The organism is Streptococcus suis, assembly GCA_002831545.1.
In the GTDB taxonomy this organism is placed as follows: Bacteria; Bacillota; Bacilli; order Lactobacillales; family Streptococcaceae; genus Streptococcus; species Streptococcus suis_P.
In genome coordinates this window covers 1,389,507-1,412,165 of record CP025095.1, presented here as the reverse complement: position 1 = coordinate 1,412,165, position 22,659 = coordinate 1,389,507, and the positions used below count along the sequence as shown (strand labels likewise).

The window sequence follows — 22,659 nt, the reverse complement described above, 5'->3', positions numbered from 1 at the left end:
TATAATTTACTAAAAAAGGGTGGGTTTTATTATGAAAAAGAAATGGTTGATTTTTGTTGTTTTATCTTGTATTTCCTTGTTGCTTGGGTATCAATTTTTGAAGAAAACTGAAATTCGTTTACCTCAAGCCGACCAGATTGTAATTAGTAATCAGGATGGTGGAGAGCTAAGAACTCTAAAAGGTAGTGAAATGAGCGATTTTTTGTCGGAGCTTTCCCAAATTCATCCCTATCTTTTCAAAGATGCTAGCACCAATGATCAGCCAGTCGGGGTAGAGGAATATTATCGACTAACCTTTCAACCCAATAACAAAATAGCCTATCTATATGAAAAGAATGGTAAGACCTATTTGGAATTTCCTTATGAGTTGACAGTTAGGACCAAAAAGTCCTTGTCTGAGTTAATAGATTAGAAGAAGTCGGAGCAATCTGGCTTTTTTCTTTGCTTGAGAAAATAGCCTCCTCATGTTAAAATAAAAAGATAGAAAATCAGATGGAGAAATTATGAATTATTTTAACGTAGGAAAGATTGTTAACACGCAAGGCCTACAAGGGGAAATGCGTGTTTTGTCTGTGACCGATTTTGCAGAAGAACGTTTTAAAAAAGGGGCAAAGCTTGCACTTTTTGATGACAAGGATCAGTTTGTCATGGAAGTGGAAATTGCTAGTCACCGTAAGGCTAAGAACTTTGATATTATCAAGTTTAAGGGCATGTACCATATCAACGATATTGAAAAGTACAAGGGCTTTAGTTTGAAAATTGCCGAGGAAAACTTGACCGACCTTGAAGATGGTGAGTTTTATTACCATGAAATTATCGGCTTGGATGTCTATGAGAATGATACTCTGATCGGACAAATCAAGGAAATCTTGCAGCCAGGCGCTAATGATGTTTGGGTTGTCAAACGCAAAGGGAAGAAAGACTTGCTCTTGCCTTACATTCCGCCCGTTGTCTTGAACATTGATATTCCAAACAATCGCGTAGATGTGGAATTGCTTGAGGGCTTGGACGATGAGAATTGATATTTTGACCCTCTTCCCAGAAATGTTTGCTCCGCTAGAACATTCTATCGTGGGCAAGGCACGTGACAAGGGCTTGCTAGAAATCAACTACCATAATTTCCGTGAGAAAGCTGAAAAAGCTCGCCATGTGGATGATGAGCCCTACGGTGGTGGTCAAGGGATGTTGCTTCGAGCTCAACCGATTTTTGACACCATGGATAGCATTGAACAAACCAAGCCCCGTGTTATCCTATTGGATCCCGCTGGGCGTACTTTCAATCAGGCCTATGCCGAAGAATTGTCACAGGAAGAGCAGCTTATTTTCATTTGCGGTCACTATGAAGGATATGATGAGCGGATTAAGACCTTGGTAACAGATGAGATTTCTCTTGGAGACTATGTTCTGACAGGTGGAGAGTTGGCAGCTATGACCATGATTGATGCCACTGTTCGTTTAATTCCAGAGGTGATTGGCAAGGAAGTCAGCCATACGGATGATAGTTTTTCTTCTGGTCTACTAGAATATCCTCAGTACACTCGTCCCTACGAATATAGAGGGATGGTAGTGCCAGATGTTCTCATGAGTGGCCACCATGAAAATATTCGAATATGGCGTCTGGAAGAAAGCCTACGCAAAACCTATCAACGTCGTCCAGACTTGTTGGAAAATTACAACTTTACAGCTGAAGAGTTAACTATTTTTGAAAAAATCAAAGCAGAAGACACAGTTGATTAGACTGTGTTTTTCTTGCTAGAAGGAGAAATGATGAAACGCAAGGTATTTGAACATTACCAACCTTATAAGTTAGGAAAAATTGCTAAATACGACTTGGGCAATAATGAAAATCGTATTATCGACTGGTCCTTTTTACCGCAAAAGACCTTAGAGAGCTTAGAAGTTGGTCAATTGAGCTTTTACGGTGACAATACTTACTCAGAGTTGATTGAGAAATATGCGGCCTATCTTGGAGTGAATCCCAAACAAGTAACAGTAGGTGTGGGCTCTGATCACCTTATTCACATGATTGTTTCCACCTTTATGGAAAAGGATGATACTTTTTTGACTGTCAATCCAGACTTCTTCATGTATGAAACCTATAATCACATGCATGGTAGCCGTTTTGAAGCCATTGACTTGGAAGCAAAAAACGATACACTCGTCCTGCCAGTAGAGAAATTGTTGGCGCGTGCGGAGGAGGTGAAGGCAAAGATAATCATGCTTTCCAATCCTAACAATCCCTCTTCAGTAGCTTATTCACTAGAAGATTTGGAGAAATTGGCTATTTCTTTTAAAGGGCTACTCGTTGTAGATGAGGCTTACATTGAATTTGCAAATGTCGAAAGCTTCATCAGTCGTCTGCCACAATTTGACAATGTTTTAGTTTTACGGACCTTATCAAAGGCTTTTGGACTTGCAGGTTTACGAGTTGGCATTGCTGTAGGAAGTGAAGAGTTAATTTATGAATTGGACAAGGTCATTCCCCCATTCAGCTTGTCAAACTTGACTGCAAAAATGGCAGCCGTTGCATTGAATTATACAGACAAAGTTTTAGAAACAGTGGGAGTAATTCAGAATTTGCGAGAAGAAATGATTTTATTCTTGCAAGGGTTAGATAACTGTCAAGTTCTACCTAGTCAGGCTAGTTTTGTAACGTTTAAAGCACCGTGGGCAGAAGAATTTTATCAGCAAGCCTTGGCACAGGATTGGAATTTCAAATATTATCCAACAGGTAAATTAGAGGGGCATATTCGCCTATCTATTGGCCGTCCAGAAGAAATGGACATGATGAAAAAAATGATTGAGAAACTAGTGGAAGCGTAGATTTCTGCTAGTTTTTTTGTTTTTTTTGAAATAAAATGATAGAAAATGATTGACAATGACAGAAAATCGTGTATAATGATTTTTGTAAACGATTGCAGGAGGTGTTGGACATTCTCAAATCAGAACGAAAACAGATTATATTGGAGCGAATACACTCTCAACAGTTTGTTCGGCTAGAGGAATTAATTGAAGTTCTTGATACATCTGAGTCTACTGTACGTAGGGATTTGGACGAGTTGGAAAACGAAGGTAAGCTTCGTCGTGTACACGGCGGTGCGGAAGCACCTGCTAATTTGCAACTGGAAGAATCCATTCTTGAAAAATCTGTCAAAAACGTTCAAGAAAAACGGATGATTGCTGAAAGAGCAGCACAGTTAATCATGGACGGCGATGTGATTTTTGTAGACGCAGGGACGACAACCGGTGTCTTGATTGACTATCTCCAACAGGATAATCTAACAGTCGTGACCAATTCCATTCACCATGCTGTCAAGTTGGTTGAACGCAAGATAAAGACCATTATTATAGGTGGTTATGTCAAGCAATCAACCGATGCTTCAGTAGGTGCTATGGCTTTGGAACAAATTCGACAGCTCAATTTTGATAAGGCATTTCTGGGGATGAATGGTATTGATAAAAACTATTTTACAACGCCAGATATTGAGGAAGCGACCATCAAACGCACTATCATAGACAATGCCAAAGAAAGTTATGTTTTGGCAGATGCTTCTAAAATTGGTCAATTCTCCTTTGTTAAAGTTGCGGCAATCGAAAAATCCAACATTATCTGCCAATCTTCAGAAAGCAGTTTGTTGGATATCATAAAAGAGAAAACGAGGGTAATCGAGGTATGATTTATACAGTTACGCTCAATCCAGCGATTGACTATATCGTTCGTTTAGAACATGTCGAGACGGGCAGTGTCAATCGTATGGAGAGCGACGATAAGTATGCCGGCGGTAAGGGAATTAACGTTAGCCGTGTTTTGAAGCGCTTGGGCTATCCGAATACAGCAACGGGTTTCCTTGGGGGATTCACAGGTCAGTTCATCAAAGATGGATTGATTGCCGAAGGAATTGATACTGATTTTGTTCAGGTTGATCAAGATACACGTATTAACGTGAAAATCAAGGCTGACCAAGAAACGGAAATCAACGGATTGGGTCCGATTGTGACCGATACACAGTTGGCAGAACTAGAAATGGTTTTGGCTGGCTTGACTAAAGATGACACAGTTGTCTTTGCTGGGTCTGCTCCAGCTAGTCTTGGAAACGAAGTCTACAATAGGCTGATTCCTGTGGCGAAAAAAGCAGGAGCGCAAGTGGTCTGTGACTTTGAAGGTCAAACACTTCTAGACTCACTAGCACACCAGCCACTCTTGGTCAAGCCGAACAACCATGAATTGGAAGCTATTTTCAATGTTGAATTGAATGGTATGGCAGACATCGAGACCTATGCTAAGAAAATCTTAGACATGGGAGCTCAGAATGTGATCATTTCTATGGCAGGGGATGGGGCTTTGTTGGTCACTCCAGCAGCTACTTACTTTGCCAAACCAATCAAGGGAACAGTGAAAAACTCTGTCGGAGCCGGAGACTCCATGGTGGCAGGTTTTACAGGTGAATACGTTCGCTCACAAGACCCAATCGAAGCTCTCAAATGGGGAGTTGCTTGCGGTACAGCAACAGCCTTTTCAGACGATTTGGCAAGTATCGAATTTATTAAGGAAACTTATGAAAAAGTTGAGGTAGAAACACTATGAAAATTCAAGACGTTTTGAAAAAAGATGTCATGTTGCTTGATTTACAAGCAACAAGCAAGGAAGCGGTCATCGATGAAATGATTGCTAGCTTGGTAGAAAAAGGATACGTAACAGATTTTGACGTATTCAAAACAGGTATCATGAACCGTGAAGCACAAACAACTACTGGTCTTGGCGACGGTATTGCAATGCCACATGCTAAGAATGCAGCTGTAAAAGAGGCAACTGTTCTCTTTGCTAAATCAAATAAGGGTGTTGATTACGCAAGTCTTGACGGTCAACCAACTGACTTGTTCTTCATGATTGCAGCTCCAGAAGGTGCAAACGATACACACTTGGCTGCCCTTGCTGAATTGTCAAAATACTTGATGAAAGCTGGTTTTGCAGATAGACTTCGTGCGGCAACAAATCCAGAAGAAGTGATTGCAGTATTCGATACAGCTGAAACCGCTGACAAGGCAACTGAAGAAGTAGTTGCAGCTCCAAGTGGTGACCGTCCATTTATCGTTGCTGTTACAGCATGTACAACAGGTATTGCTCACACATACATGGCGGAAGAAGCACTTAAGAAGCAGGCGGCTGAAATGGGTGTTGACATCAAGGTTGAAACAAACGGTGCTTCAGGTGTTGGAAACAAACTAACCGCTGAAGATATCGAGAATGCGGCAGGTGTTATCATCGCAGCAGATAAGGCTGTTGATATGCCTCGTTTCAATGGTAAGCCATTGGTATCTCGTCCAGTTGCAGCTGGTATCAAACAACCAGAAGAATTGATTAACATCATCTTGGATGGTAAAGCTTCAGCCTACACAGCGACAGAAGGAGCAGCTACTGTGGAATCTTCAGAAAAACTAAGTCTTGGTAAAGCCTTCTATAAACACTTGATGAGCGGTGTTTCTCAAATGTTGCCATTCGTTATTGGTGGCGGTATCTTGATTGCCCTTGCTTTCTTGTTTGATAACTTGCTTGGTGTACCAAGCGACAGCCTTAGTAACTTAGGATCTTATAATGAAATAGCTTCTATGTTCATGAAGGTTGGTCAGGCAGCCTTCGGTTTCATGTTGCCACTTCTTGCAGGGTATATTGCTTACTCTATCGCTGAAAAACCAGGTTTGGTTGCAGGTTTCGTAGCTGGTGCCATCGCCAACAGCGGTCTTGCATTTGGCAAAATCCCTTACGCAGCTGGTGGTGAAGAAACCCTTGCCCTTGCTGGTGTATCATCTGGTTTCTTGGGTGCTCTTGTTGGTGGTTTCCTTGCTGGTGGTGTAGTTCTTGTTCTTCGCAACGCTTTGCGCAACCTTCCAAAATCACTTCAAGGTTTGAACGCTATCTTGCTCTTGCCACTTTTAGGTACAGCTATCACTGGTTTCTTGATGTTCTTTGTCAACATCCCAATGGCAGCAATCAACACAGGTATGAACAACTTCCTTGCAGGTCTTGAAGGTAGCTCTGCTATTCTCCTCGGCCTTGTCCTCGGTGGTATGATGGCAGTTGATATGGGTGGCCCAGTTAACAAGGCAGCTTATGTCTTTGGTACTGGTACACTTGCAGCAACAGTTTCAAATGGCGGTTCAGTTGCTATGGCAGCAGTTATGGCCGGTGGTATGGTTCCTCCGTTGGCAATCTTTGTAGCGACACTCTTGTTCAAGAACAAGTTCACGCAAGAAGAGCGTAACTCAGGTTTGACAAACATCGTTATGGGTCTTTCATTCATCACTGAAGGTGCAATTCCATTCGGTGCTGCTGACCCAGCTCGTGCAATCCCAAGCTTTATCGCTGGTTCTGCCCTTGCAGGTGCCTTGGTTGGTTTGTCAGGCATCCAATTGATGGCTCCTCACGGTGGTATCTTCGTTATCGCTTTGACTTCTAACCCACTTCTTTACCTTGCTTATGTAGCAATTGGTGCAGTAGTATCAGGTGTTCTTTACGGCGTACTTCGTAAAGCTAAATAAGATTGTAAACCTTGTCATTTGACGAGGTTTTTTCATCTGGAAAATGCTATAATTAGATCAAGATATAAATAATTATGTAAACAATACCAAATATAGTATATTGAGCCATATTTTGTTTGCTTTAAAACAGTATATTATTAGAAAAATATGCTATACTTTTAAGTAAGAAGAAACAAACGAAGGAGCTTCATATGTTTTGGAAGGAAAAGCAAAATAAGTTTTCTATTCGCAAATTTAATAGAGGCGTTGCATCAGTTATTATTGGTATGACTGCCGCCTTATTTTTTGTACCAAATTTGGCTATTAAAGCAGAATTGACAGCTCTTGCCCATACAAATGTAGCAAGAGAACAGATTTCCTATAAATATGTCCTTTATTCGGAACTGACATCAGATGAGAAGGCACGAATTCAAGCGACCATTCCAGCAAGGCAGGTTGGGGATACCCATACTTACTATATGGTCTATCGGCCAAAGACAAATTTGCCTCAAACAGGAGATATACCGACTTTTACAAGTAGTCTGGTTGGTTTAGGGCTATTGATTATCGGTCTATCTCTTACAAAAGATAGGAAAAAACGAATTGTTAGAAGTCTGATTATTTTAACTGCTACAGGTAGTCTTTCAGTGGCTGCAATTTCTACAGGTAGCCTCTCAGGTTTTGATAAACAATTTAGCCTTGCCATAGGTGAAGCTTTGCCACAAGCAGTGATTTCTATAGATCAACATGAATTTGTAGGTTATATTTTAGAAGGGCATGTTAATTCTGAAGCAATCACAGTTAGCGAAGCAATTATTGATGAGCAAGGGTCATCGAGCGAATTGATATTGCCAAATATATTGGTTGAGGGAATATCTAAGCATTCAGAAGCTCCCATTGTTGATGATATTATTCCTGAGGAACCAACAGCGCCTGTTGTCCCAAGTGAACCAATAACTGAACAACCAGAAGCCCCCGTTCCACCAGCTACAGAAGATGAAGTTCAACCTGAGGAACCAACAGCGCCTGTTGCCCCAAGTTCTCCAGTTACTGAACAGCCAGAAGAACCGGAAACTCCCGTTCCACCATCAACAGAAGATGAAGTTCAACCCGAGGAACCAACAGATCCAGTTGTCCCAAGTTCTCCAGTTACGGAAGAGCCAAAAGTACCTGAAACACCAGTTTCTCCAACGGTTAAGGATGAAGTTCAACCCGAGGAACCAACAGCGCCAGTTGTCCCAAGTTCTCCAGTTACGGAAGAGCCAAAAGTACCTGAAACACCAGTTTCTCCAACGGTTGAGGATGAAGTTCAACCCGAGGAACCAACAGCGCCTGTTGTCCCAAGTTCTCCAGTTACGGAAGAACCCGAGGTTCCAGTCACTCCCGTTCCACCATCAACAGAAGATGAAGTTCAACCTGAGGAACCAACAGCGCCTGTTGTCCCAAGTGAACCGGTTACTGAACAGCCAGAAGAACCAGAAACTCCCGTTCCACCATCAACAGAAGTCGAAGTTCAACCCGAGGAACCAACAGCGCCAGTTGTCCCAAGTTCTCCAGTTACGGAACAACCAGAAGAACCGGAAACTCCCGTTCCACCATCAACAGAAGATGAAGTTCTCCCCGAGGAACCAACAGCGCCAGTTGTCCCAAGTTCTCCAAGTGAACCAATAACGGAACAACCAGAAGAACCTATTAAAACCAAACCGGAGTTAGATTTATCAATTCTTAAAGAAAATGTAGATGATAAGAGTGTAGAACTAAGCTATACACTGACAGATAGTGATTCCACATTTGTCAAGGTTTTGGTATCTCTATACAAAGGGGATGAATTAGTCACAGAAAAAGAAATTCTAACAAAAGAAGAGCTATACAAGGTTCAATTTGCTAACCTACTACTGAACACTGAATATAAAGTTAAAACACGATTTGCCTATAATTTAGGTAGTGATGATGTGGAAGAAGAGCTCGGAACAGAAAAATTTGAACTAGAAAATAAATTACTGGAATTACGAGAATACAAGAGTATTGAGCTGTATCAAGTTGATGAATTTGGCGAGAAAACAAGGGTCACAGCCTTGACTAGCGCTCCAATTTCTTCAGAAAACTACCTTGTTAAGATTTCTACTGTAAACAATAAAGAATTCTACCTCCCCGTCGATAACTTCGAGAATGATGTCAATGGCATTAAGGTGAGCATTATTCATCCAAAATTAGTAAAATTTAATCAGAACAATTCTAGTTTCGATGAACACCATACCTTTACAGTTGACAAGCTTGTCTTACAAGAGGGGGCCTACAGTAAATTTAGTGAATTAGTAGATGCCATCAATAACAATCCTAGTGGAACTTATTATCTAGCTGCTGATATGGTTGTTGATAAGGAGGTTTCGACCGACACCTACATTACCAAAGAATTTACTGGAAGTCTGAAGAGCCTAGGTGGGCAAAAGGCCTACTCGATTTTACAGTTAGATAGACCGCTTTTCAGCACTCTTAAAAATGCTAGGATTGAAAATATCTCCTTGAAAGATGTGAGCATTAAAAATGATCAAACAGCAGTAGCTGCCTTAGCAAGAAAAGCAGATAAGGCTACCATTGATAAGGTCTCTGTTTCAGGAAATATTACGGCCAAACAAAATATTGCTGGTTTGGTTTACGAAGCAACAAATGGTACAAGCATTAGTAATTCCATTGTTAATGTGAACCTAAGCAATACAGCAAGTCATGAAACTTATCATATTGGTGGTGTTACAGGGATTTTAAATAGTTCAACCATTGATAAGGTGCGAGCTACTGTTGCGATTGATGCCAAAACTGCAAGTGGACGTGGACAAGGAATTGGAGGAATTGTAGCAAACGCGCAAGGTGCTGTGATAAAAAATTCCTATGTCACTGGAAATATCCATGCGACAGAAACTGCTGATACTGGAGGTGTTGTAGGTACAGCTAGGATGTCTGTCTTGAATAATATAGCAACAGGTGCATCTGTTACCAATGGGGGTATCATCGCTTCGGGTCAAAATGCCTATGCAACTGTAGGGTCCACCATAAGCAATCTGTATAGTGTTGAAGGTCATGCAGCAGGCCAACCAAATCCTACCATTCAGTCTACAAGCCTTTCTCAAGAAGCCGTGCTAGAGAAAATCAAGGCATGGGGAATTCCAACAACACCAACCACAACAGAACAGGAAAATAGCGACAGTCAGTCGAATTCAGTGCAGACCATTGATTATAACCAGGTTCAAAATGCTCGGGCTAAACGAAGAACTGCCTATGAAAACACGTCTAAGTTGTTGCCATTCTATGACCGGAATACTATTGTTAAATATGGTAACTTGATTGATGAAGCAAGTAATCTCTATAGCAAGCCTATCCAGTCAGTTCTGACCTTGAATGAGGATGGAGTAGCAACAAATATCTATGACCAACACGCTTCCTTGACCAAATTACTGATCCATTATGAAGATGGAACTTCAGAAGTTCTACCTTTGGTATTTAAGGGAGAGTACGGTAACACCAAGGTTGTTGAATACCGCTTAGGTGAACAACTCCTCTATACACCAGAACAATTACTATCTCTGGAAACCAGTCTCATCGATGAACTAGTGACAGCATTTTCTCAGGTTGATCTTTACAGCCAAGAGATGGCTGACATCTTACATATCCAAACTACAGACAAGAACGCCAAACTAAAAGACTTGTACTTAGATGAATCCTTTGCAGAAGTCAAAGACAAACTCGAATTCCATATCAAAGGTTTGCTGGCTAATAGACAGGTAGTTGATACCACAAGCAAGGCTGTCAGGGATGTCATTAAAAAAGAATTCTTGGCAGATAAAGAAAAAATTATGTTCGCCCTTGCCTACCTCAATAGGCTATATGGCATTAAATATGGAGATACCAATATCAAGAATATTGTGCTCCATCATGCGGATTTCTATAAGCGTCAATTAGATACTCTAGGCTGGTTGAAGTCATTTACAGATAAAATCACCAAGGATACAGATCAGTATTATGTTTCACAACAAGGCTACGAAGATATGTATTTTGACAGATTAACACTTGCCAATAATGCAGAAATTCATAAAGAACGTTTTGGGGCACTCTCTAGTCAACTTGGAACAGTTCGTGATTTCTTGGAATACAATATGAAATTGTTCTTGGGGGAAACCGATTCAAGGAAGTGGTTTAAAGAAGCGACCAATGCCTTTGTTTATGAAATTCCATCTAATGCAAACTCTAGCATTGACACCAGTCTATATAGTCATCTGGGACGTATTCCACGCTATGAAAAATACTACTTGCCATTGCTGAATATCAAGGAGAAGGATGATATTTTCGTAATGAGCTCAATGGCAACAGTAGCCTTTGGTGGTTATGGAAGATATGTGGATACGGCTTTGAAAAAGACCAATCCGGAACAATACTACCAAGAAGTTAAGACAGTACAGACAAGTCTGATACCGAAACACGGAAAACGATTAGGTGACTTTTTGGATATGTGGTATCAGATGGCAGATTCTAATCTGAGAGACAAGTTTATCCAACGCTCAACTGAAATTTGGGATGGTTACTGGATTAAGGATTCAAATGCATTTGAAGACCAAACTGATAAACGTCGTTGGGCAGATAAGTATGACCAGGAATACCGCTATGTTCAGGAGTTGGCAGGTGCCTTGAATGAATGGCATAGAAAATCGAATGATAGTGCCTTTTCAGACACAGTAACCTTTGTAAAATTCTCAAATCGGGACATGCTATCGGATTTAGGTGATTCGACCTTGAGCCATGAATTGGTCCATAACTATGATGAAACTATCATGTTGGATGGTTATAAGCGTCGTCCTGGTCAAGATGCAGAATCCTATGCTATGGGCTTGTTGCAGTCATCAGCTGGTGGAGGTATTTATTACTATGGATTTAATTTCATGAATGAACATAGTCCAAATACCCCACACAATGTTTCAAGTAGTCGCTTCAAAACAAAAGAGGATTTGCAAACCTATCTAAAAGGAATCTTTGATGTTACCTACCTCTTGGATGCGGTTGAAATCGAAGCGATTGCTGCTAAGGGGAAAGAGGCCTATCCTTACTTCTTTAACAAAATAGAGTTGGTCCCAGCCACTGAAGCACCTACCAATCAGTCCCTTATCTATCAGAACGCTCATGACCGTATTAGAAAATTAAGTGACGAGGAACTGGCTAATCTGAATATTGCGACTATCAACGATGCGATTGACCATGCACTAGTTGCCAAATCCTCACTTTTGCCGGAACAAGACTATTTGCGTGAAAATTTGAAGAACTATTATTTCGTACCGCTTTATTATCCGATTTATGCAGGCTTGCAAAATAATAGTGGTACTGTCGGTGGTTTACAATTCCGTAAGACAGCCTTGGAACTTCTTGCTGCAAAAGGTTGGGAAGAAGGCTTTATTCCTTATGCAACAGACAAGCTAAAAGCGGAAGCAGAGGCGGCAGGTCGTCCATTATCCGATCAGTTTATTTTTGAAAAAATATTTGCTAATCAATATGCGGATTATACAAGCTTCAAAAAAGCTATGTACAAAGAGCGCTGGGATAAGAAGGATAGACTGAAAGCCATCACGATTAGCTTCAATGGTCAGACTGAGACAATAGATAATATTGAAACGCTGAGTAGGCTGATGGCGGAGGCAGTTGATAAAGATTATCAGGCCACTAAGAATAAGCAAGCAGGATTTAATCGCCAAGGTTTGAAAGATGCTATTTTGAAAGCCTATGTCAAGCTAACAGATAGTTTCAGTTCCTCTATATTTGGAGAATGATGGAAGTCTGCTCTATATACAAAATGGGAAGAAATTGAAAGATAATATTTTCGGTTTCTTCCTTTTATTTTTTAAATCTTCAATACATTATGGTATAATATGCATAATATTGTTTATAGGAGAAGTTAGAAATGGAAATCATTCGCGATAAAGAATTTGTCAATCAGTATCATTTTGATGCCCGCAATCACGCGTGGGAAAAAGAGAACGGAATTCCGGAAACAAAATTGAAAGTTGACTTTCAATTGATTGAGCAAAATCGTGCGGAAAATCGAACATCCATGATTACCATTTTGCGCTTTATGATTGTACTAGAACATTTTGTGATTTCAGGTGCCATGAGTCAGGCCGTTCACTTACCAAATCGATTGGTAGAAGAGCCAACTGAATTTACTGATGAGGAAAAACGTGTTTTGGTAGAGCCTCTTTTGGACATTTTAAAACGAATGACTTATGAGGTTACTGAAATCGCCTTTGATGCACCAGGAGTGAATTTGGAGTTTTAATATGAAATTAGCAGTTATAACTGACTCATCGGCTGTTTTGAATGTCCAAAGTATTGAGCGGGATGACCTGTTTGTCCTAAGTATTCCAGTCAGCATCGATGGGGAAAATTATATCGAAGGGCAAAATTTGACGGTTGAAGAGTTTTATCAAAAAATGGCTTCATCGAAAGAATTACCTAAAACAAGTCAACCGAGTTTGATGGAATTGGAAGAAATTCTTAGAGGCTTGAAAGATAAAGGCTATACACACGCACTTGGCTTATTCTTGTCATCAGGTATTTCAGGTTTTTATCAAAATATTCAATATTTGGCTGATGAATTTGAAGGATTAACCATTGCCTTTCCAGATACCAAAATCACATCGGCTCCTTTAGGCATGATGGTAGAAAATGTTCTCAAATGGGCTGACTCTGGACTTAGTTTTGAAGAAATTACTGGGAAATTGGACCAAGAAATTGGGAAGACAACAGCCTTTATCATGGTCGATGACCTCAATCACTTGGTAAAAGGTGGTCGCTTGTCCAATGGTGCAGCCTTGTTAGGCAATCTCTTGAGCATCAAACCGATTCTGTATTTTACAGGTGAGGGTAAGATTGAAGTGTATGAAAAAGTGCGGACTGAGAAAAAGGCCATTAAACGCCTCTTGGAAATCCTCCAAGAACAAACGACCGAAGGACAATATCAGATTGCTATCATTCATGCCAACGCACCTGAAAAGGCTGAAAACTTTAAACAGCAATTGGAAGAAGCAGGTGTCGGTAGCGATTGGCCAATCGTGTCATTTGGTTCAGTTATCGGTACACACTTGGGAGAAGGGGCAGTGGCCTTTGGTATTTCTCCCATTATTGAATAGGAGTTTGCATGACAATTAAGGTAATTATCGCAGGATTTAAAGGGAAAATGGGCTCAACAGCTGTTGAGATGGTCAAAGGCGACGCAGCACTTAGTCTGGCTGCCTTGGTGGATCCCTTTGCGACAGAAACAGAAGTAGATGGTGTTCCTGTTTTCAAGACCAAAGAAGAAGTTGCCAGCCTAGAAGCTGATGTCTGGGTGGATTTTACAACGCCAAAATTTGCCTATGAAAATACTCGTTTTGCCTTGGAAAATGGTTTCGCACCTGTGGTTGGAACGACAGGATTTACCCCTGAAGAAATCGAGGAATTGACTGCCTTATCTGCTGAGAAGGGTTTGGGCGGCTTGATTGCTCCTAACTTTGCTATTGGCGCTATCTTGCTCATGCAATTTGCAGCACAGGCAGCCAAGTATTTCCCAAATCTTGAAATCATCGAATTACACCACGATAAGAAGAAGGATGCACCGAGTGGTACTGCTGTCAAAACGGCCGAACTCATTTCACAAGTCCGTCAGTCACAGACACAAGGTGCAGCGGATGAAGAAGAACTGATTGCTGGCGCTCGCGGTGCAGAATTTGACGGCTTCCGTATCCACTCAGTACGCTTGCCAGGCCTTGTTGCCCATCAGGAAGTGATTTTTGGTGCGCAAGGTGAAGGCTTGACCATTCGTCATGACTCTTATGATCGTATTTCCTTTATGGGCGGTGTCAATCTCGGCATTAAAGAGGTAGTCAAACGCTCACAACTCGTTTATGGTTTGGAACACTTATTATGAAATTAAACAATCTGCCTTCTGAGTTTCAGGAGGCTTTGCCGATTTTAGAGAAAATTAAAGCAGCTGGTTACGAGGCTTACTTTGTTGGTGGCTCCGTGCGTGATGCCATTCTCGGTAGGCCTATTCATGATGTCGATATTGCGACATCCAGCTACCCTCAGGAAACGAAACAAATCTTTTCACGGACTATTGATGTCGGAATTGAACACGGTACGGTGCTAGTATTAGAGGGGAAAAAGGAGTATGAAATTACCACCTTTCGGACAGAGGAGGAGTATGTGGACTTCCGTAGGCCGAGTCAGGTTTCCTTTGTGCGTTCCTTGGAAGAGGACCTCAAACGCCGAGACTTCACGGTCAACGCTTTTGCCCTTGATGAAGAAGCACAGATTATTGACCTCTTTGATGGGATGACCGACTTGGAAAACCGTATCCTGCGTGCTGTAGGCATCCCTGCTGAGCGTTTCAACGAAGATGCCCTCCGTATCATGCGTGGATTTCGCTTTGCAGCGACCTTGGACTTTGAGATTGAGCCGACGACATTTATAGCTATGGTTGAAACCGCACCGCTCTTGGAAAAAATCTCTGTAGAACGCAGTTTTATCGAGTTTGATAAACTCTTGATGGCGGATTTTTGGCGAAAAGGCTTGCGCGCTATGATTGATTCCAAGGCTTATGATTTCTTGCCTGATTTAGCTGGAAAAAGTGATGAATTAGAGACCATGCTAACAAGTCTGACAGAGGAATTTCGCTTTTCGACTTCTGAACAAGCTTGGGCCATGCTCTTTGTCTGCCTAGGTATTGATAACATCAAGTCCTTCCTGAAAAAATGGAAAACCAGCAATGATTTCCAACGCAGCGTGGTCAAGTTGGTAGAGATTTATCAGCTTCGCCAAGCAGGACCTGTTACCAAGCAAATCTGTTTCAAGTATGGCAAAGACCTCTTGTACTTGGTAGAGGAACTCCGTCAGGCACAGGGCTTGGATACGGATTTTGATGGAATTGACTGCATTGATCAATCCCTGACCATCCATGACAAGCATGAAATTGTGGTTAATGGAGGACATCTGATGCAGGCATTTGACCTCAAACCAGGTCCAGTTTTGGGAAATCTACTCAAGCAGGTTGAGTATGAGATCGTTGAGGGAAATTTGCCTAATGAAGAGCAAGCGATTATGACATTTGTGAAAGGAATCTTAGAGAATGAGTGATTTTATCGTTGAACACCTGACCAAGTCTGTCGGGGACAAGACGGTTTTTGCAGACCTTTCCTTTATCATCCACCAAGGCGACCGAATCGGGATTATCGGGGTCAATGGTACAGGAAAGACGACTTTGTTGGATGTTCTGTCAGGTCGCATCGGTTTTGACGGAGACGTGTCGCCTTTTCGCACTAAAAACGCCTATAAAATCGCCTATCTGACACAGGAACCTGATTTTGATGAAAGTAAGACAGTTTTAGACACCGTTCTTTCATCTGACCTTCGTGAAACCCAGCTGATTCGTGAATACGAATTGCTCTTATCTCATTACGATGAAGCCAGTCAAGCAAGATTGGAGAAAGTCATGGCTGAGATGGATTCTCTCAATGCTTGGGAGATTGAAAGCCAGGTCAAGACTGTTCTGTCAAAACTTGGTCTGACAGACCTCAACAAAACCGTTGCTGAGTTATCAGGGGGTCTACGTAGACGAGTCCAATTGGCCCAAGTCCTCCTTGGCAATGCTGACTTGCTCTTGCTGGATGAACCGACTAACCACCTGGACATTGATACCATTGAGTGGTTGACGACTTTCTTGAAAAATACTAAAAAGTCTGTTCTCTTTATTACCCACGATCGCTATTTCTTGGACAATGTGGCGACACGGATTTTTGAATTGGACCGCGCCAGCTTAACCGAATATCAGGGCAATTACCAGGACTATGTTCGCTTAAAGGCAGAACAGGACGAGCGAGATGCCGCCCTTCGCCATAAGAAAGAGCAGCTCTACAAACAAGAGTTGGCTTGGATGCGCAGACAACCTCAAGCTCGTGCTACCAAGCAACAGGCTCGTATCAATCGTTTCCATGACCTCAAAGGCGATTTAGCCAACAAGATAGACGATAGCGAACTGGAAATCAATTTTGAAACCTCTCGTATCGGCAAAAAAGTCATTAACTTTGAAAATGTCAGCTTTTCCTATCCTGACAAGCCCATTTTAGCAGACTTTAACCTGCTCATTCAAAACAAGGACCGCATAGGAATTGTCGGTGATAATGGAAAAGGAAAATCCACTTTGCTCAATCTGATTGCAGGTGATTTGCAGGCAGACAGCGGTAAGGTAGATATTGGTGAAACCATCCGTATCGGCTACTTCTCGCAAACAATTAAAGGACTAGACGAAAGCAAGCGGGTCATCAATTTCTTGCAGGAAGTAGCAGAAGAAGCAAAAACGACTTCTGGTATGGTTTCTATCGCAGAACTCTTGGAGCAATTCCTCTTCCCACGCAATACCCACGGTACCTTGATTGAAAAGTTGTCTGGCGGGGAGAAGAAGCGACTTTATTTGCTGAAGATTCTCTTGCAACGGCCCAATGTTCTCTTACTAGATGAGCCGACCAACGACTTGGACATAGCGACTCTGACAGTCTTGGAACATTTCTTGCAGGGCTTTACTGGTCCAGTCATTACCGTTAGTCACGACCGTTATTTCTTGGACAAGGTTGCGACCAAAATCCTCGCTTTCGAAGATAGCGGCATTCAGACCTTCTTTGGCAACTACACAGACTATCTGGATGAGAAGGCCTTTCTGGCTTCCAGCTCTGCCATTTCCTTGGAAAAACCAAAGGAGAAAACCGAGAAAATCAAAGAGAACAAGAAGCGGATGTCCTACTTTGAGAAGCAGGAATGGGCAACCATCGAAGAGGATATTGCTGGCTTGGAGGAGCGGATTGCGGCAATCGAGGCGGAAATGCTGACCTGTGGTAGTGATTTTACAAAATTGTCCGATTTGCAGAAGGAATTGGATGAGAAAAACGACCTGCTCTTGGAAAAATATGAGCGGTATGAGTATCTGAGCGAGTTGGAGGGCTAGATGAAAGTTCTTGTCATGTCTTATATGGTCATCTATCTTTTGGTGACCTTGGGAGCGGCTTTGTTTAGCTATCTAAAGACCAAAAAAATGAATACATTGCGCTTGATTTTAACTATCCTATCCATGATATTGCTGACAAGCACCTTGTATTTTTATAGTCAGTCTTATCACGACTTGCAGATGTTGGGCTTTGCTATGGGCTTTACCTTCATCTCCACTCTTTTTCTCTATAATGGAACAAAAGAAGGTAGTAATTTTACGACAGTTATGCTCTTTTCCATTGGAAGGTTTATCTTACATATTCAATTTTTAATTTTGCTCTATCTATTTCGTTAGGGCAAATTTTTTATCCGTTCAATTTTTTGAAAAGGCTTTACGCAAACCTTTGCATTATGTTATAATAAAGAAAATACATTTGAGGTGATGATTATGTCTAAAAAAATTATTGGTATTGACCTTGGGGGAACTTCTGTTAAATTGGCCATCTTGACTACTGAGGGAGAAATTCAAGAAAAATGGTCTATCAAGACAAATATATTAGACGATGGAAGTCATATTGTTCCTGATATTATTGACAGTATCAAGCAGCGATTTGAAACCCATGGTTTGACAAAAGATGACTTTTTGGGTGTTGGTATGGGGTCTCCTGGTGTCGTTGATAGCGAAGCTGGTACGGTTATCGGTGCCTATAACCTCAACTGGAAGACCTTGCAATTGGTTAAAGATCAGTTTGAATCTGCGCTTGGTTTACCATTCTTTATCGACAATGATGCAAACGTAGCGGCTCTCGGTGAGCAGTGGGTTGGTGCTGGTAATAACAATCCCAACGTTGTCTTTATGACGCTTGGTACAGGTGTTGGTGGCGGTGTCATCGCTGCTGGAAACTTGATTCGTGGGGTCAAAGGTGCTGGTGGTGAATTAGGTCATATCACAGTTGACTTTGATGAGCCATTTGCATGTACTTGTGGTAAGAAAGGTTGTCTAGAAACAGTTGCTTCAGCGACAGGTATTGTTAACCTCAGCCGTCGCTATGCTGATCAATACGCTGGCGATGCAAAACTCAAACAAATGATTGATGATGGGCAAGACGTAACGGCTAAAGATGTCTTTGATTTGGCAAAAGAAGGTGATGATTTGGCTTTGATTGTCTACCGTCACTTCTCTGAGTATTTAGGTGTGGCATGTGCTAACATTGCTGCAGTCCTCAATCCAGCCTACATCGTTCTGGGTGGCGGTGTATCAGCTGCAGGAGAGTTCTTATTGGATGGCGTTTGCAAGGTCTTTGCTGAAAATAGCTTCCCACAAATCAAGGAAAGTACACAAATTGTTTTGGCAACACGTGGTAATGATGCAGGTGTATTAGGTGCAGCATCACTTGTCTTAAAATAATAACTGAAGCAGGGGAAACTCTGCTTTTTTCTAATCCGCTGTCACACTTTCTTTATATACATATATTGAAATTCGGTTGATAAAAGGGTACAATAATAGTGAAAAGAGAAAGGAGTGTTGGTGTATGAAACAAGTAAGTATGCCTAAACTAATTGACTATCTAACTATAGTCGGGCTTTTGATTTTACTGTCTGCCTTTTTCCTTGATTACTGGATTCGTGACTGGTTTTTCCCGTCCAGCTGGGGAAACGTAGCAACCATGTTGATTCTCCCTCTACTGGGAGCTCTAATTCTTATACTGTCTATCTATTATAAAAAATTGTGGACTGGTTTGATTAGTATCTTCTTAATGATTTCATTTCCTCTGATATTCGGTATTGGCTACTTTATATTTGGCCCCTAGAAGGAGTGGTTATGAACCTGACTTTACTAAAAAGATTAAATCTAGTTTTGTATGGTATCGCATTTTTTCTCTTCGTCATGCTATTTTTGCCAATAGGGCAATGGTTTGATATTGTAAATGTGAATTTTAAACTAACATTTTTCATCATTCCATTTTTCGGACTAGCCAGCTTACCAACAGCTATTTACACTAAAAATGTTCGTCAGATATTGTTGAGTGTTCTCTTGGTTGCTTTGTATTTTATATTGTTCAGCCTAATAACTGCCCTATCTGGTTTGTTCCACCTTAATTTTTATTCATTCTTTTTCAAATGAGAACTCCGGTGCAAAACTGGAGTTTTTTGCTAGAATTTGCTATACTAAGACCATGACTAAAGCAGATATTATTTTTAAAGAAAACATTCGTAAGATTATGGAAGAGGGCGTTTTTTCAGAAAATGCTCGCCCACGTTACAAGGATGGAAACGTTGCTAATTCTAAGTATATTACTGGTTCCTTTGCTGAGTATGATTTGGCCAAGGGCGAGTTTCCTATTACAACACTTAGACCTATTCCAATTAAGTCGGCCATCAAGGAAATTCTCTGGATTTACCAAGACCAGACCAATGATTTGTCGGTTTTACAGGAAAAATACGGTGTCCAGTATTGGAATGATTGGGAAGTTGAAGGAACAGGCACAATCGGTGAACGTTATGGTGCTATCGTGAAAAAGCATGACATCATTTCAAAAATCCTCAAGCACTTGGAAGAAAATCCATGGAACCGTCGCAATGTGATTTCTTTGTGGGATTATGAAGCATTTGACCAATCCGCGGGTCTTTTGCCATGTGCCTTTCAAACCATGTTTGACGTTCGGCGAGTGGATGGGGAGATTTATCTGGATGCAACTCTAACTCAACGGTCAAATGATATGTTGGTAGCCCATCATATCAACGCTATGCAGTATGTAGCCCTTCAAATGATGATTGCTAAACATTTTGGCTGGAAGGTAGGGAAGTTTTTCTATTTCATCAACAATCTTCACATCTATGACAATCAGTTTGAACAGGCTGAAGAATTACTCCGTCGCACACCATCTGAAGTTGAGCCACGTTTGGTCTTAAATGTTCCTGACGGTACCAATTTCTTTGATATAAAAGCAGAAGATTTTGAGTTGGTGGACTACAATCCAGTTAAACCGCAGTTAAAATTCGATTTAGCGATTTAAGATGAGGGGGGCTTTCCAGCACCAGCGAGATTCACATTCTACGAATCTCGGAATCTTCCCTATCTCTGAGGTGTCGGTGAAAGTTTCAGCATGATAAAAATTTGCGCTTGGCCTACTTGGTAAGTGCATTTTTCATGTTTTTTTGATAGAATGATAGGACGGAAAGTGAGAGAAAATGACAAAGAAAATTGTTGCAATTTGGGCTCAGGATGAAAATGGTTTGATTGGAAAGGGAGATAAACTACCTTGGTCTTTACCAGCTGATCAGGCTCATTTTAAGGAAACGACAAGTGGTCATGCCATGGTGATGGGACGTATAACCTTTGATGGCATGGGAAAACGTGCACTTCCAAATCGACATACCTTAGTATTGACCACCGATAAAAGCTATCAAGCGGAGAGTGACCGGGTCACAGTCCTACATGGTGTTGAAGAAGTTCTGGACTGGCACCACCAACAAGGAGGAACCTTGTTTGTCCTTGGTGGTGGACAAATTTTTACTGCCTTTGCACACTACATTGAAGAATTGATTGTAACAGATATTCAGGGGCAATTTGAAGGTGATAGTTTCTTCCCAGAAACTTTTCCAATGGAAAAATTCCAGCTACAAAGTGAACAGTTTCGTCCAAAAGATGAAGCCAACCCCGTTGATTTCATCATAAAAAACTATAAAAGAAGAGAGAAATAGGCATGGAGAGAAGTTTATTCGGTTTGTTTACAGCATTTCTATGTGGAATATGCGTTCTTTGTGCAATTCAAGCCTTTAAAAAGAAACGATTTGGTTTAGCGATATTATTTTTATTGAATGCTTTTACCAATTTAGTCAATAGTATCCATGCAGTTTATGGATTTTTGTTTAGATAAGTGATATGAAAGAGGAGATAGATGGCTGTTAAGCATAATCATGAATTGATTTATTGCTCATTTTGCGGGAAAAATCAAGAAGAAGTTAAAAAAATTATTGCAGGAAACAATGTTTTCATTTGTAATGAGTGTGTAGAGTTAGCTCAAGAAATCATTCGTGAAGAACTAGCAGAAGAAGTGTTGACAGACTTGGCTGACACACCTAAGCCACAGGAATTGCTCGATATTTTAAACAATTATGTCATTGGACAAGATCGTGCTAAACGTGCCTTGGCAGTTGCTGTCTACAACCACTACAAACGGATCAATTTCCAAGATAGTCGTGATGAGAACGATGTTGATTTGCAAAAATCAAACATTCTCATGATTGGTCCAACAGGCTCTGGTAAGACATTTTTGGCTCAAACCTTGGCTAAAAGTCTGAATGTTCCATTTGCCATTGCGGACGCAACCGCTCTTACTGAAGCTGGTTATGTGGGTGAAGATGTCGAAAACATCCTTCTCAAACTCTTGCAGGCGGCGGATTTTAATATCGACCGCGCAGAACGAGGGATTATCTATGTGGATGAAATTGATAAAATTGCCAAAAAAGGTGAAAATGTGTCCATTACCCGCGACGTCTCAGGCGAAGGTGTTCAACAGGCTCTCTTAAAAATTATAGAGGGAACGGTTGCTAGTGTGCCACCACAAGGCGGACGCAAACATCCAAACCAAGAAATGATTCACGTGGACACCAAAAATATCCTGTTTATCGTTGGCGGTGCATTTGATGGTATCGAAGAAATCGTCAAACAGCGTCTCGGTGAAAAAATCATCGGTTTTGGTCATAATAATCGTGCTATTGATGAAAAAGAATCATACATGCAACATATCATTGCAGACGATATTCAAAAATTCGGTATCATTCCAGAGTTGATTGGTCGCTTGCCTGTATTTGCAGCTTTGGACCAATTGACAACAGAGGATTTGGTACGCATTTTGACGGAACCGAAGAATGCTCTTGTAAAACAATACCAGACACTCTTGTCTTATGATGACGTCGAGCTTGACTTTGATGAGGACGCCTTGTTAGCAATTGCAGAAAAAGCAATTGAACGTAAGACTGGTGCTCGTGGACTTCGCTCCATCATTGAAGAAACGATGTTGGATGTCATGTTTGAGGTGCCAGGCCAAGATAACGTTAAACGTGTTCGTGTAACAAAAGCAGCAGTAGACGGTAAGGAAAAGCCTTTACTAGAAACTGCATAAAAAATAAAGGGTGGAAACTGAT

The 22,659-nt window shown here is 41.2% G+C and carries 21 protein-coding genes; all 21 read left to right on the top strand.

Translation table 11 applies throughout. The features are described from left to right. Window positions 1-31 precede the first annotated feature (31 nt). Window positions 32-412: a hypothetical protein gene (locus CWM22_07020; protein ID AUC91656.1), complete on the top strand. Its 381-nt coding sequence runs from the start codon at window positions 32-34 to the stop codon at window positions 410-412. Window positions 413-503: 91 nt separating this feature from the next. Next, on the top strand, window positions 504-1,022 hold the full coding sequence (locus CWM22_07015) for a ribosome maturation factor RimM (GenBank protein AUC91655.1): 519 nt from the start codon (window positions 504-506) through the stop codon (window positions 1,020-1,022). Next, window positions 1,012-1,737: a tRNA (guanosine(37)-N1)-methyltransferase TrmD gene (locus CWM22_07010; GenBank protein ID AUC91654.1), complete on the top strand. Its 726-nt coding sequence runs from the start codon at window positions 1,012-1,014 to the stop codon at window positions 1,735-1,737. The genes CWM22_07015 and CWM22_07010 overlap by 11 nt, the downstream gene beginning before the upstream one ends. A gap of 3 nt (window positions 1,738-1,740) precedes the next feature. Then, the gene (locus tag CWM22_07005; protein AUC91653.1) at window positions 1,741-2,823 is read left to right on the top strand and encodes an aspartate aminotransferase; all 1,083 of its coding nucleotides are present in this window, start codon (window positions 1,741-1,743) and stop codon (window positions 2,821-2,823) included. A gap of 104 nt (window positions 2,824-2,927) precedes the next feature. Beyond that, window positions 2,928-3,677 (top strand): DeoR/GlpR transcriptional regulator, encoded by a 750-nt coding sequence (locus CWM22_07000; GenBank protein ID AUC91652.1) that lies wholly within the window; start codon window positions 2,928-2,930, stop codon window positions 3,675-3,677. Further along, the gene (gene pfkB / locus CWM22_06995) at window positions 3,674-4,585 is read left to right on the top strand and encodes a 1-phosphofructokinase (protein AUC91651.1); all 912 of its coding nucleotides are present in this window, start codon (window positions 3,674-3,676) and stop codon (window positions 4,583-4,585) included. The genes CWM22_07000 and pfkB overlap by 4 nt, the downstream gene beginning before the upstream one ends. Further along, complete coding sequence (locus CWM22_06990) at window positions 4,582-6,537, top strand: PTS fructose transporter subunit IIC (GenBank protein ID AUC91650.1); 1,956 nt, start codon at window positions 4,582-4,584, stop codon at window positions 6,535-6,537. Before pfkB ends, CWM22_06990 begins: the two co-directional genes overlap by 4 nt. Before the next feature lie 191 nt (window positions 6,538-6,728). Beyond that, window positions 6,729-12,323 (top strand): hypothetical protein, encoded by a 5,595-nt coding sequence (locus CWM22_06985; GenBank protein AUC91649.1) that lies wholly within the window; start codon window positions 6,729-6,731, stop codon window positions 12,321-12,323. A gap of 131 nt (window positions 12,324-12,454) precedes the next feature. Then, entirely contained in the window at window positions 12,455-12,829 is a 375-nt protein-coding gene (locus CWM22_06980) for a DUF1149 domain-containing protein (protein AUC91648.1), read from the top strand. A 1-nt stretch (window position 12,830) separates the two neighbouring features. Further along, the gene (locus CWM22_06975) at window positions 12,831-13,682 is read left to right on the top strand and encodes an EDD domain protein (protein ID AUC91647.1); all 852 of its coding nucleotides are present in this window, start codon (window positions 12,831-12,833) and stop codon (window positions 13,680-13,682) included. An 8-nt stretch (window positions 13,683-13,690) separates the two neighbouring features. After that, entirely contained in the window at window positions 13,691-14,458 is a 768-nt protein-coding gene (locus CWM22_06970) for a 4-hydroxy-tetrahydrodipicolinate reductase (GenBank protein ID AUC91646.1), read from the top strand. Beyond that, a complete protein-coding gene (locus CWM22_06965; protein ID AUC91645.1) occupies window positions 14,455-15,666 on the top strand; it encodes a CCA tRNA nucleotidyltransferase in 1,212 nt (403 codons plus the stop codon). Before CWM22_06970 ends, CWM22_06965 begins: the two co-directional genes overlap by 4 nt. Beyond that, window positions 15,659-17,527 (top strand): ABC transporter ATP-binding protein, encoded by a 1,869-nt coding sequence (locus CWM22_06960; protein AUC91644.1) that lies wholly within the window; start codon window positions 15,659-15,661, stop codon window positions 17,525-17,527. The genes CWM22_06965 and CWM22_06960 overlap by 8 nt, the downstream gene beginning before the upstream one ends. Further along, window positions 17,528-17,863 carry a hypothetical protein gene (locus CWM22_06955; GenBank protein AUC91643.1) on the top strand — a complete coding sequence of 112 codons (336 nt, stop codon included), beginning with the start codon at window positions 17,528-17,530 and terminating at the stop codon, window positions 17,861-17,863. A gap of 93 nt (window positions 17,864-17,956) precedes the next feature. Then, entirely contained in the window at window positions 17,957-18,916 is a 960-nt protein-coding gene (locus CWM22_06950; GenBank protein ID AUC91642.1) for a glucokinase, read from the top strand. Between the two features lie 124 nt (window positions 18,917-19,040). Then, a complete protein-coding gene (locus CWM22_06945) occupies window positions 19,041-19,319 on the top strand; it encodes a hypothetical protein (GenBank protein ID AUC91641.1) in 279 nt (92 codons plus the stop codon). A gap of 11 nt (window positions 19,320-19,330) precedes the next feature. Beyond that, window positions 19,331-19,633, top strand: a complete 303-nt coding sequence (locus tag CWM22_06940) for a hypothetical protein (protein ID AUC91640.1) — start codon at window positions 19,331-19,333, stop codon at window positions 19,631-19,633. A gap of 52 nt (window positions 19,634-19,685) precedes the next feature. Then, window positions 19,686-20,525, top strand: a complete 840-nt coding sequence (locus tag CWM22_06935) for a thymidylate synthase (GenBank protein AUC91639.1) — start codon at window positions 19,686-19,688, stop codon at window positions 20,523-20,525. A gap of 175 nt (window positions 20,526-20,700) precedes the next feature. Next, entirely contained in the window at window positions 20,701-21,213 is a 513-nt protein-coding gene (locus tag CWM22_06930; protein ID AUC91638.1) for a dihydrofolate reductase, read from the top strand. A gap of 2 nt (window positions 21,214-21,215) precedes the next feature. After that, complete coding sequence (locus tag CWM22_06925; protein ID AUC91637.1) at window positions 21,216-21,389, top strand: hypothetical protein; 174 nt, start codon at window positions 21,216-21,218, stop codon at window positions 21,387-21,389. Between the two features lie 21 nt (window positions 21,390-21,410). Further along, on the top strand, window positions 21,411-22,637 hold the full coding sequence (locus CWM22_06920; GenBank protein AUC91636.1) for an ATP-dependent Clp protease ATP-binding subunit ClpX: 1,227 nt from the start codon (window positions 21,411-21,413) through the stop codon (window positions 22,635-22,637). The last annotated feature ends 22 nt before the right edge of the window (window positions 22,638-22,659 follow it).